Annotated in this window: 7 protein-coding genes and 1 tRNA gene; 2 read left to right on the forward strand and 6 right to left on the reverse strand. The window is 49.6% G+C overall.

Going from position 1 to position 12,644, the window contains the following annotated elements; translation table 11 throughout:
* Nucleotides 1–36: 36 nt before the first annotated feature.
* Together DFR28_RS16895 and DFR28_RS16900 are read right to left on the reverse strand one after the other, a co-directional pair.
* On the reverse strand, nt 37–912 hold the full coding sequence (locus DFR28_RS16895) for a sulfotransferase (RefSeq protein ID WP_113955574.1): 876 nt from the start codon (nt 910–912) through the stop codon (nt 37–39).
* Between the two features lie 126 nt (nt 913–1,038).
* On the reverse strand, nt 1,039–2,469 hold the full coding sequence (locus DFR28_RS16900; protein WP_113955575.1) for a transglycosylase SLT domain-containing protein: 1,431 nt from the start codon (nt 2,467–2,469) through the stop codon (nt 1,039–1,041).
* Between the two features lie 242 nt (nt 2,470–2,711).
* Here DFR28_RS16900 and DFR28_RS16905 point away from each other — a divergent pair.
* Both DFR28_RS16905 and DFR28_RS16910 read left to right on the forward strand, forming a co-directional pair.
* A tRNA-Ser gene (locus tag DFR28_RS16905) sits at nt 2,712–2,802 on the forward strand.
* Nucleotides 2,803–3,124: 322 nt separating this feature from the next.
* A complete protein-coding gene (locus DFR28_RS16910; RefSeq protein ID WP_147251046.1) occupies nt 3,125–3,889 on the forward strand; it encodes a hypothetical protein in 765 nt (254 codons plus the stop codon).
* A gap of 325 nt (nt 3,890–4,214) precedes the next feature.
* Here the strand turns inward: DFR28_RS16910 and DFR28_RS16915 are convergent, their stop codons facing one another.
* The 4 genes from DFR28_RS16915 to DFR28_RS16930 all read right to left on the reverse strand — a co-directional run bounded on the left by DFR28_RS16915 (nt 4,215) and on the right by DFR28_RS16930 (nt 12,105).
* On the reverse strand, nt 4,215–4,772 hold the full coding sequence (locus tag DFR28_RS16915; protein ID WP_113955577.1) for a hypothetical protein: 558 nt from the start codon (nt 4,770–4,772) through the stop codon (nt 4,215–4,217).
* 18 nt (nt 4,773–4,790) lie between these two features.
* Entirely contained in the window at nt 4,791–6,785 is a 1,995-nt protein-coding gene (locus tag DFR28_RS16920) for a hypothetical protein (RefSeq protein WP_113955578.1), read from the reverse strand.
* Between the two features lie 448 nt (nt 6,786–7,233).
* Nucleotides 7,234–7,557, reverse strand: a complete 324-nt coding sequence (locus DFR28_RS16925; protein WP_113955579.1) for a hypothetical protein — start codon at nt 7,555–7,557, stop codon at nt 7,234–7,236.
* Between the two features lie 18 nt (nt 7,558–7,575).
* Complete coding sequence (locus tag DFR28_RS16930) at nt 7,576–12,105, reverse strand: choice-of-anchor Q domain-containing protein (protein ID WP_113955580.1); 4,530 nt, start codon at nt 12,103–12,105, stop codon at nt 7,576–7,578.
* Between the last annotated feature and the right edge of the window lie 539 nt (nt 12,106–12,644).

Consider the following 12,644-nt stretch of genomic DNA (forward strand, 5'->3'; position numbering starts at 1 on the left):
GCTAACTAACCACAGCCAACCAATACTAAGCCGACGCTAAAATGGCGCCGGCTTGTTTCGGCTGACACCGAGTTCCTCACTTTGGCGCTCGACGTAAGCGTAAGCGGCCTTCCAGTCATCCGCGAAATACTCGCGGATGGCTTGGACATGCGAATCAATTAGCAGCGGCTCGTCGTTGAGCCAGCTGTCTGGTGCAAAGCGAATCAAGCGCATCATAATGCCTGACACACGCACCATCACCTTCTCCTTCATGCGTTTCACAAACGTGTAGTCCTCAATACCCGTGCCAATTAGCCGAGCATGATCATCTTCTGGCGATAAGGCTTTTTCTGCAAACTGTCGACGCAAACGCAACTGCTTGTCGCTATACGATTTATGCACCGCACGATGACTCAACTTGGCTTTATCAACGCCACATTGCAGCGCGCTACACAAGGTGTCGATGTAGAAATCGGGGTCAGCAATATAATCTTCAAAAATAAGCACAATTGGCTTCTGACCGGTGACCTTTTCTACGTGTTCAAACAAACGCATATAAGTAAAGTCTTCTACTTTGCGCACGCCATTATTGGTTTCCAAATCTAGAAACTTATCAAATCGAAAAGTGTGCCCATTCTTTGCGTACAAGCGATAAGTTGATGCCGCAAGTACATCGTGACGACGCAACGAGATAATAATGCGACTACCAAATATCTCATGTACACGATCCACACGATCGAAAATAAACTCCCCTGCTTCGCGCGACATTAGAATCTTGTCGCCACGAAACCGGCGTTTCTCGCTCTCGCGCACGCGGAAGTTATTTCTTGGAATGTACTGTAAGCCAGTCAGCGCCGGAAACACCGTCTTTTGCAAAAAGGTAGAGGCGGCTCGAGCATAGCCAATGTGGAAAAACGTTTCAGGTGCCGACATAAACTTAAAATAGGGTTAACGAGGATGACTCAAGCTGATTGCATTAAGCCGATCACTCAGACTGGTTCAAATAAGTGCGCGCGATTATAGCGGTTCACTGACGTACTGCACAGCGTAAAACAACCGCTATTCTTCTGGTTCAAGCTCACCAATCACTGCCACGCCGCGCTTTAACTCGACCTCATCACGCTGATGAAGATCATAAAACCGAATGATATCGGTAAAAATCTGCACCCGGTCAACGTAATGCTTGGCTTGCCCACCCTTACTAAACGGTTCACCGTAAAGTGTCGGCAGCACCTCACGAACGCTGCGCCACTTTGTGTTGTCGAGACCACGTTTTTTCGCTTCATGATACGCATTACGAATATGCTTTAAACCCGCGTTATAAGCGCCAATTGCAAACCAAGTTCGCTCCGGCTCCTTAATGTCGTCCGGTAACTGGGCTTTTAGCTCGCGTACATAGCGTGCTGCCGCATCAATACTCTGCGACATATCCAACCGATCATCGACACCTAAAGAACGCGCGGTTTCAGTGGTAAGCTGCATAATTCCGCGCACACCGGTGGGCGATTTTGCTTCGTTCGACCAACGCGATTCCTGATACGCCATCGCGGCTAAAAGCTGCCAATCTAAGCGTCCACGTCGCGCGGCCTTACGAAACGCGAACTCATATTCAGGAAACTCCGTTTTAATTTTTCGATGAATCGCCAACACATCATAAGTAGACAAACGGTTTGGCGACTTAAAGTAGCTGGTAGCCAGCTTATTCGGCAACTTACGTTCCAGCGCGCCTTCTAAAAACAGGTTGATTCGCTCCAGTAACGCCGAGTCATACCGCTTGGGCAGCGCCCACACGACGCCCACCTTCTCCGGCAAAATAAAACTCCGGTTTAAGTACGGCATATAGTGCTTGGCGTTCAGCGCCCGATAATTGGTACTCAAAACGAATCGTTCTTCGCCCATATCGACTGCCGCGAATAAGTCATATTCAGATCGATAGTCATCCACCAAATTCAGTGCTTCGAGTTCCTTTAGTTGGTAGTAACGTGCGCCGGCTAAAATCTCCGCTCCTTGCAGGTCTTTAAGATTCTTCGGGCGTTGCGTGCCGCGTTTATAAATCACTGTGGTCTTAGCCTGATACCACGGAATCGTCGGCTGGCTAACACGATGGACAAAGGGCGAGTCGAGTATGCCACCAACTGCAATATCGCCAGCGCCACTACTCAGTAAGGTAAAAAGCTCGCCATAGGGCACCACATCAAGCGAGAGCGTAACGCCCAAGTCGTTTGCCAACTCCGACAACATGTCATACTCAAAGCCAAAATGCTGTCGGTTCAACATATACTGCGAATCCGGTTCGTCGGCTATCAATACTCGCAGCTCGCCACTTGCAATGACTTGATCAAGTGACTGCGACTGTGGTCTCAAATAATACTGAACCGCCGCCAGAAAAATCAGCGCGGACACCAGAATAAGTTCCACATGGCGAAAGAAAAAACGAATCGCGCTTTCCGCCAGACGAAACATCTGAGATATAACATTTTTAATTCGCATAAACAGCAGAATAGCGATTAGTCTAAAGAGTCGCAATAAGCAATTGAACCGCGCTCGATTCTGGTTTATCCTGCGCCCCGTTCCATCGTTGCACAGCGCATGCTGACCGTATGCAAACTATCGCAACGCGTAGCACTAAAAACAGCAAAGCGCTGGACGCGCTGCGTTAGGTACATGTAATAATGTGCTGTCAAAAGGGAGAAAAATGAGCGAAAGGTAAGCCCTTTCCTCAACCTAGAATCGGAGAGGTGGCAGAGTGGTCGAATGCGCACGCCTGGAAAGTGTGTATACGTTTATAGCGTATCGGGGGTTCGAATCCCCCCCTCTCCGCCATTAGATTGGCGTAAGCTATTGTATTTAAGAAGCATTAACTCTAAACACTATCCCTAGCCACCAAGCTGATCCACCATGCGATATTGCGGACTAGCTGCACCTTCTACCAGTTCCAGCCAAAGCAAGGCGCGTGCCCGATCTTATCTTCTCAACAGAATTTTAAATCAGCTTGACCCTCTATATTTGGCGTCTAGCAAACCCTGGAAAGTCTACCCTGTGTGTTTTTGTATAGACCTAACTCTGAACAGGAGAGTTTAGTCGACATTTGATTGCTAGTGCGTGAGAATGGCTTTTTTAAGGAACATCTTATTTAGGACAAAACGTGAGAACAATAAAGGGATTTTGCTGTGTGGCGGTGTTGACCTTGGTACCGTTCAGTTTGGTGAAAGCAGAGACGGATTATGCAGCTTACAGCAGAAAAGGGTTTGATGAGTGTTTTGATAAAACACTCTCCGGTGAAAAAATAGTAGTACCTTGTGAGCAACCGTCTCCGGAGATGACTCCAGCCGAGATCCAAGAATCTATCGACCAATTTAGATCATTTGAGGACAGCGACCTTGTCGAGGCTGTTTTTGAGGCAGCTCTGAAGCGGGATGCCCTACCTAAGACCGAAAGCCCTTTTGGTCAAAAAATCAAACCTAACGAAAGCGCAAAACAAAAATCGATTCGCATAGAAAGGATTCGAAAACACTTTCAATTTCAGTCTCAGTTTAAGCCCGAAGTCGCTCAAAAAATGGGAGGAATACGAGACGGCTTGTACTTTGTAAGATTGGTTTTTGTAAACGATGCGGATTTCCCGCCGAAGTATTCCAGAAATCCTGTGTTTATAGAAAACCAAACAGAAGAATTTGCAGTAAGTTGGAAGGAAACTATATTCACACACTACCTAAAAAGTGACTATGAAAAATTTACTCCTGAGCTCGGAGCCATAGGGGAGTTTGTTGTTATGACAGTTTTGCTTCGTGGTAGTAATGATTTGCAGCAGATCGTTACGGGTCAGCCTCTACACACAATTTCGCATATCGGCACACCTGTATCGAATGATTTCGATGACAGCAGTTATCTCCCCTCAAAAATAAAAGAATAGGAGGTAGAGATAAGGCTCCTTCCGGTTTTCATCGGGTAGCGCTCGCCATCTCAATGGTGACTGTTAGTCACGCAGCGTCAGCAAACAATGAGCAGCAAACAATGAGGGTCAAGTCTTTGATTTAGGATCAAGGCATTCATAGATCAAAGATCTGACCCGCTATATTTCCCTATATTCCCGAATTTAACGGTGGTTGGCCAAGTCAGATCAAATTTCTATCAGGAGTACCCGTGGTACTTTAGCTTGGTCTCTCTAACAACAGCTCTAAGCGTCCGAGAACCTACAAAATTCGATGTAGAACCTAATCTTGCGATCGTAGGTCATATTAGAGGCGTTCCGCTGGCATTTCTATTATCTTCTCCTTACTCTGTTCTGTACCGCGTAATTCTTCACTTCGAAAATTCACCGGCGGGCCAACTTGTATCGGCACCGAAAAACTGCGGCTCCTAAGTCCATTACCCTGTGCATCAAACTCTTTTGCTGTGACGTTCAGATAAAAAAGGCCATTGGTCGTAGTTTGTACCTGTGCATTCAAATCGCTTGATGTGGAAGGCAGGTCGATCACAAATAACGGAGCATTCATAAGCGTCATTCCTGTGTCTGCGTTCATTTCAATGCGAAGCTGACCTTCCGATTTATTAGACCTAAAAGCCAAATTCACGTTAATGGTCTCCCCCGCTGTAATAGTTTCTTGGACTTGATAAGTTAACGCAATCGATGCACCTGGCTTACCATGATTGACCTCAATAGTATGAACTTTCATAGGCACTGGTTCAGCCACTTGCTGGGGTACGGTAAGTTTCGGTTCATTGATGCCCGCATTCACTGCCAGCATTGAACTGCAAAACACCGTAAAAACTGAGGTAATAATAATTTTTCGCATCCGGGTCTCCTCGTGCGGTTAAGGTGCAATATCAAGGTAAACATCAAAACAAGCCGTTCCGGCGGTTACATTATGGTTTTCAATATTGTAATCGGTTATGGTCAACACATAGTCACCTGCGCTCAACAGTCCGTCTGCGTACTCACGATCCACGTCAGCAGTAGAGCCTGTAAATTTCGACACTCCATTTTGTACCACTTCAAATTCAGGATCGGTATCTCCGTAGCTGATGCCGCTCTGTTCCACGAACACAGAGACGTATTCACTGGATGCCAGACTAAAAGTCAAATACCGGTAATTTGACAACTTATTACTGTCGCCTCCGTTGTTGAATGCCGTTGTGGTACACAGATTGACTATGTTGGCGATGCCGGCGGTGATCGGTGTATAGATAGGTAAAACATTACTGAGGTCAGATGCGTTGTTGGTTTCGCTTGAGCCTGTATCGTCAATAGTCGAGCCGACAATAGATTGGCCGCTGACTACCGAACTAATCGCAACGGCTTGTCCAGGAACGTAGTCTTTCAATTCACTAATAAAAGAGAATATGCTGGTGTGTACGGCGGTGTTTTTCTGACCATTTACCAGCACAGTATAAATTGGCTCTAAGCCTAATGTGACAGCGTCAACTCCGTCATCAACATTGTCGTACAAATCATACAAAATCGACTGTACACTGCCCTCGCTATACCAACCAGGGTTACCCCAAGTATTGCTCTCCACATCTATGACAAAGCCTTCAGCCTGATTATTACCGGATGTATCTATGTAAATTGGATCATCAAATACCATACCAGATAAGGCATTACCGAAGCCTTCTCCAAAAGCGACTCGCATATCTAGCCGGTCATTATCGCCATGACCACCGCCGGGGCTATCAGAGCGAGACAACTTATCTTCAAAATAGTGCCCCCATTCGTGCACAATAATATGACCGTCGAATTCGTCTGTATCACTGTTTTCCTTACCGAGGATATAGAGATTGCCATCACCATAGAAGGATGTGCCGATAGCACCAGAAGAAAGGTTTTGTGGGCTGGTAGGCGCATTATTAATGCTCCAATTAGCCACCAAAGGAGGAAAAGATACGACAGGGTCCACCGCAATAATATCGCCCATTGCTTCATAAATAGAGTCCAGAATGGCAAATGGCGCTGATGCTCGGATACTGTTATACGAACTACCACCCCAACCAGATGGCGCATTCAGGTTTCTATTCCCTGTGCCAGTCACTAAGCTGGCCGATGTTTCAGCCAGAGTATAAAGCGCGTTAGAACTGGTGTTGTCGACTACTTTTACATCATAGACAGCTCCGCTAGTGCTAAGCAATTCAGCACGAACACGCAATTTGACCAAGCCGTTTTGCGTCAAATCAAAGGCAAACTGACCTGTTGCGTCGGTCACGCTGGTCTGCAACACCGCATTCGTATTATCCAAAAGCTCAATGGTCGCAAAACGCGCAGGCTTCTGCACTATGCTGGCAAAGTCCAATGCAACTGGTGTCGACGTGGCGGGTATTCTGTCATAAGTTATGGTGCCACTCAGTGAGATAGTTCCAGTTACAAATGTCAAAGCGACGGTAGCCGTATCGCTACCCTGAGCATTCGCCGCAAGGATTGTGAATGTAGTTTCTGACTGCGCTCCGATTGGAGTTCCACTAATTTCACAGGTTTTCATATCAGCCGATATCTGCAAACTCAGGCCCGCAGGCAAAGGCGGCGAAACCGTACAGCTGGTAAGCGTTGTACCACCAGTGTTGTTGAACTGTAGCGTTGGAATTGGCGCAGTGGTGCTGTACGTGATTGATTCCGGAAAATCCAGTAATGAAGGCACACCAGAACCAGCATCATCAAGCAATAAAAGAGCAGTTATCGCCGAAAGCGCATCCTTACCTTGTTGTCCATACGCAGGCCCATGTACAAAAAACGCTGTCGCAATTAGAGTTAGGGTAATTATTTTGGAAAGAGGCTTATTCTGGTTTCTCTCAATATCAAGAGCACGTTGTTTTATCATAGCTATCAAGGTCCAAGGTTTTTACTAAAGTTTTATACATTGCTGACAAAATTCAACCCGACGGACTGATTGATTAATGATATATGCGAAAAATGCCTGCTGAATATCGAACGCCACCATATCACCAATTCCAGTACCTGGAAGCATAATCATATATTTTTAGGTATTTAGGTGTGAGGGCTTGCCTTTTGCCTCACGACCAAGCTCCGTCGTGATAGCAAAGCAAGGAGGGTCAGTCTCCTCATCTAGTAAATGAGCAGTTAGCGTAAGCTAGCTGCAAAGAGGCTGGCTAGAGGATTATCAGGTCTTTAATTTTAAATGGAGGTCGGTCGTATAACTCGAGAATCAGTACATGACCTTATTTCGGAGCAAGGCTCGATGCATCAACGCGATACATTCTGTTGGTTTGCATGATCAGTTTTGTTGACCAGCATCGGTAAGGCAGCGGCTAGCTCAAATCAAGGTCACACGCACAATCGATGCCGTTGCCGGTGTCGGTTTCGCGCACGTCGCACAATAGCGCCCCGCGGCTACTTGCTTCGGCGTCGCACGCCGCTTGACAGCTTGTTGCACCAGAAGCGTTACCCGCCAACGGGCCGCCAACCGTAATATCGGTAACACACATACTGGTTTGTGCGTGAGCCGGTAAAACCACCGCGTTGATCAGTGGCTTGCTCCACAATGGTGATAGCACCGCTGCGGCCGAGATACCAACAAGGTGACGGCGGCGACGAATGACTTGTTCTGGGCGTGCTTTGTTTGAGATCTTCATTATTATTGTTACTCGTTGTTATTCGTCTAATAACAACGGCAAGATAGCCGGGAGTGGGAATCGGCGTTGCGGTGTATCCACTAGTGCGTCATCCGGAATGCCATCGTTGTCATCATCAGGGTTTGGCACATTCGGGTCGGTCGAAAACTCGAACTCTTCTAAATTAGTAAAGCCATCACCATCGGGGTCGGCGTCTCGGTCAAACGAATTACGCGGGTCTAAGCCATTGTCGAGCTCGTATTGATTTGGCATACCATCACCGTCAATATCATTGTCACATGCGTCGCCTATCCCGTCGCCCTCAAAATCGTCTTGATTCGGGTTAGGCGTGCTTGGGCAGTTGTCAGCATTATCAGCGATGCCATCGGCGTCATCGTCATCGTCGTCGGTCACCAACAAGTTAGCTGTTACGCTGCCTAAGCCGCTGGCGGCAATGGTGACCAGTTGGTCGGCATCGAGTGTGGTGTTATCGATGCCGGTGATATTGAAATTAACAAACGCCGCGCCGACCGGAATCTCAACCGTGGCGGGGATTACTAGTCGAGTCGGGTTATTGCTGCTTAAGCTGACGTTAAGCGCGGTGTTAGTCGGAGTATTGCGGCTAACAGTCGCCACCGTTATGCCGCTCTCGCTGATTGATGAGCTGTTGAGTGTTAACCCTAAACTGGGCGTTTCGTTGTCAACGACGGTTACGGTCGCGGAACCAACCACATAGCCAATGGCATTCACCGATATGCTGCTGATGCTATTGCCGTCGGCCAGAGTATCGTCAACCGCAGAAATCGCAAACGTGGCAGATGCCTCACCCGCCGGAATCACCACGCTCGTGGGCACCATGGCTGAGCTTAGGTCGCTACTGGCAAGATTAACCTCAAGTGGTCGGTCAATTAGCACTGAGCGCGTGACGGTGCCTGTACTCGCGCCGCCATTTTCGGGCATGACGTCTGGTGACACTGAAACGCTAAGCGACTGAACCTCAAATGCGCCAACGTCGCGCGTGCCGACCGCCGCAAAACCGCGTTGATCTGTGCTGGTGGGGTTGACGCTAGAGCCAGGGTTGATCGCTGGGCTACCACTCATCAAAGCATGGGTTAACGTGGCGCCGCCATTGTCGGCTAATGGCCCGAGCAGCGGGTCAGCAACGGTCGCGACACTACAGCTTGAGTCATCCACGATGCTGTCGGTTGCAATCGCTATAGAAACTGTACCGCCACACGCACCACCTGCGGAATTAGCGATGATGCTATTGCTGACACTTATACTTGCGTATTCTCGAGTGTACAACCCACCACCAGTATCAGGATAAGCTGAATTACCCGACAATGTGCTATTACCAACGCTGACACTTGCTGAGTCTCGAGCATGCACCCCGCCACCACCAAACTCTGCCGAATTACCCGACACCGTGCTATTACTGACACTAAGACTAGCGGTGTTTTGAGCGAACAATCCACCACCAAAAGGAGCCCTATTATGCGACACCGTGCTATTACTGATACTGAAGCTTGCCGTGCCTCGGGCGTGCAATCCGCCGCCATTGCCAAAAGCAAAATTACCCGACAGCGTGCTATTGCTGATGCTAACGCTTGCCATACTTGCGGCGTACAACCCGCCGCCATAATATGCCGAATTACCCGACAGCGTGCTATTGCTGATACTGACGCTTGCCGTACCTGTGGCTTTCAATCCGCCGCCATCCGATGCATCACCACCGCTGATCACCAAATGATCGAGTTGCACGGTGCCGCTAGTAACGCTCATTACCCGTGAGGCTTTGTTGGCGTCAATCGTGGTGTTAGTGGCGGTGTTAGTGGCGGTGTTAGTGGCGGTGCTAGTACCGGTGTTAGCACCATTCGGGTTAATGCTCACGCTGCGAGTAATGGCTAATTCGCCACCCGTCAGCGTGATGGTCTGCCCGGCCACGTTGGGGGCAAATTGAATAATGTGATCATCAGGTTGTGAGCCAATATTAAAACACCCGTTGTCTAAATCACCCCGCGCGTTGGTGGTGGCGATTGCTTCTCGCAGGGTACACCCAGCGCCGTTGTCGTCGGCGGTGCTGGTGACGGTTAGGTTTAGTTTGTCATTTGGATCCATAGCACCAAATTCAAACGCGCCAACGTCGCGCGCACCAACCGCCGCAAAACCGCGTTGGTCGGTACTGGTGGCACCCGCTCCGGTGGCTTGATTAATTGCTGGGCTACCGCTCAGCAAAGCATGGGTTAACGTGGCGCCGCCATTGTCGGCTAATGGCCCAAGCAGTGGGTCAGCAACAACGGTCGCGCCACTACAGCTTGAGTCATCCACGATGCTGTCGGTTGCAATCGCGATACCTGAACCGGTACACTCATCGCGGCCTGCGGAATTAGCAATGATGCTATTGCTGACATTGACGCTTGCATTGTCTAGACTGATCAACCCGCCATGCGTACCAGACGAATTACCCGACAGCGTGCTATTGCCGATACTGACGCTTGCCGTACTTGCGGCGTTCAATCCGCCGCCGAAATTAGTAGCGGAATTACCCGACAGCGTGCTATTGATGATACTGACGCTTGCCGAGTCTCCAGCGTACAAGCCGCCGCCGCGTAAAGGTGCCCAATTAGCCGACAGCGTGCTATTGCTGATACTGACGCTTGACGTACTTGCGGCTTTCAATCCTCCGCCATAACCACCCAGATTACCCGACAGCGTGCTATTGCTGATACTGACGCTTGACGTACTTGCGGCGTTCAATCCGCCGCCATTATTTGAGGCATTACCCGACAACGTGCTATTGCTGATACTGACGCTTGCCGAGTCTCCAGCATACAAGCCACCGCCATTAGATGCGTTACCACCGCTGATCACCAAATGATCGAGTTGCACTGTGCCGCTAGTAACGCTCATCACCCGTGAGGCTTTGTTGGCGTCAATCGTGGTGTTAGCGCCATTGGGGTTAATGCTCACGCTACTGGTAATGGCTAATTCGCTGCCCGCCAGCGTGATGGTTTGCCCGGCCACGTTGGGCGCAAATTGAATAATATGATCATCGGTTTGTTCGCCAATATTAAAGCACCCGTTGTCTAAGTCACTGAGCGCGTTGGTGGTGGCGATTGCTTCTCGCAGGGTACACCCAGCGCCGTCGTCGTCTGCGGTGCTGGTGACGGTTAGTCTAAGTCTATCAGGGTTAATACCACCAAATTCAAACGCGCCAATGTCGCGCGTGCCGACCGCCGCAAAACCGCGTTGATCTGTGTTGGTGGCACCCGCTCCGGTGGCTTGATTAATTGCCGGGCTACCGCTCAGCAAGGCATGGGTTAACGTGGCGCCGCCATTGTCGGCTAATGGGCCAAGCAGTGGGTTAGCAAAGGACGCGCCACTACAGCTTGTGTCATCCACGATACTGTCGGTGGCAATCGCGATACCTGTACCGTCACACGCATCGCCTGCGGAATTAGCGATGATGCTGTTGCTGATACTGACGCTTGACGTACCTGTTGCGACCAACCCGCCGCCCACAATTGCTGAATTACCCGACAGCGTGCTATTGCTGATACTGACGCTTGACGAGTGTCGGGCATCCAAGCCCCCGCCAGTATCAGCCGAATTACCCGACAGCGTGCTATTGCTGATACTGACGCTGGCCGTGTCTCGGGCGTACAACCCGCCGCCAGAACGAGCCGAATTACCCGACAGCGTGCTATTGATGATACTGACGCTTGCCGTGTCTTCAGCGTACAACCCGCCGCCAAAAAAATCCGCCGAATTACCCGACAGCGTGCTATTGCTGATACTGACGCTTGACGAGATTCGGGCATGCAAGCCGCCGCCAGAACCAGCCGAATTACCCGACAGCGTGCTATTGCTGATACTGACGCTTGACGAGTGTCGGGCATCCAAGCCGCCGCCAGAACGAGCCGAATTACCCGACAGCGTGCTATTGCTGATACTGACGCTTGACGAGTGTCGGGCATCCAAGCCGCCGCCAGAACGAGCCGAATTACCCGACAGCGTGCTATTGATGATACTGACGCTTGCCGAGGCTGTGGCGTACAACCCGCCGCCATCAGAATCAGCCGAATTACCCGACAGCGTGCTATTGCTGATACTGACGCTGGCCGTATCTCCAGCGTTCAAGCCGCCGCCTCGAGCTGCCCTACCACCGCTAATCACCAAATGATCGAGTTGCACGGTGCCGCTAGTAACGCTCATCACCCGTGAGGCTTGGTTGGCGTCAATCGTGGTGTTAGCGCCATTGGGGTTAATGCTCACGCTACTGGTAACCGTTAATTCGCTACCCGCCAGCGTAATGGTTTGCCCGGCCACGTTGGGGGCAAATTGAATAATGTCGTTGCTGCCTAAGGCGTCGTTAGTAACATCAATATTGCAACCGTTGGTTTGATCAGAGCCACTGTTGACGGTATTAATTGCCTCACGCAAAGTGCAGTTGGTGCCGTCATCAGCGTTTGATGTGACCTCAATGGTGGCGGCCTGCAATGGCGTGCTCAATGCATGGCCAATCGCCATAGCTAATGCGGTTTTATTAATGCAGTTTAATGGCGGCATGGTAATTTCGGCTGTGTAGTAGATTCATGGCTAGTTACGCTTGCGCGTTGCAGCCAATTGTCTAATATTTTCAATGCGTGTAATACTACGGCTACCTTTCAGTTGTGGCAATCGTACTTTAGTCTGAGCGTTCGTTAAGGAAAACCCGCTGGAAAAACCAAAGCCTTTCCTATTTTCGCCGCTGATTACGCAATGATTTGACCGCTCAAGAACGAGTAAAACGCCAGCAAACCAGATAGGAGCTCTATGTACTCGCTTTATTCGAACCGACCTTGATTGCGAGCCATTATTGTTAGTTACCAAACAAGGGGCTTGGGGCTCGTGCGCCCAACAACTAAATCACTATTTACTGAACTCACAAGTAGCTGGTAACAGAGTTAGAGTGATTTCAAACTGAACCGTACCACTGGCTCAAGTAGAGTTTGCGAGCCACCGGTGCAGAGAATACCACCGTGGCCCCAACCCCAATTGTTGTGCATAAAGCACCAAGCGTGGCAGGGATAGTCCTTTTGCAAGAATAGGTAAGCGTTGCGCCAAAT

The sequence above is a fragment of the Arenicella xantha genome (genome assembly GCF_003315245.1).
Lineage (GTDB): Bacteria > Pseudomonadota > Gammaproteobacteria > Arenicellales > Arenicellaceae > Arenicella > Arenicella xantha.

What these genes read in the sequence shown, in the direction of transcription:
- DFR28_RS16895 (WP_113955574.1), bottom strand. Translation starts at nt 912, where the DNA reads ATGTCGGCACCTGAAACGTTTTTCCACATTGGCTATGCTCGAGCCGCC.
- DFR28_RS16900 (WP_113955575.1), bottom strand. Translation starts at nt 2,469, where the DNA reads ATGCGAATTAAAAATGTTATATCTCAGATGTTTCGTCTGGCGGAAAGC.
- DFR28_RS16915 (WP_113955577.1), bottom strand. Translation starts at nt 4,772, where the DNA reads ATGCGAAAAATTATTATTACCTCAGTTTTTACGGTGTTTTGCAGTTCA.
- DFR28_RS16920 (WP_113955578.1), bottom strand. Translation starts at nt 6,785, where the DNA reads ATGATAAAACAACGTGCTCTTGATATTGAGAGAAACCAGAATAAGCCT.
- DFR28_RS16925 (WP_113955579.1), bottom strand. Translation starts at nt 7,557, where the DNA reads ATGAAGATCTCAAACAAAGCACGCCCAGAACAAGTCATTCGTCGCCGC.
- DFR28_RS16930 (WP_113955580.1), bottom strand. Translation starts at nt 12,105, where the DNA reads ATGCCGCCATTAAACTGCATTAATAAAACCGCATTAGCTATGGCGATT.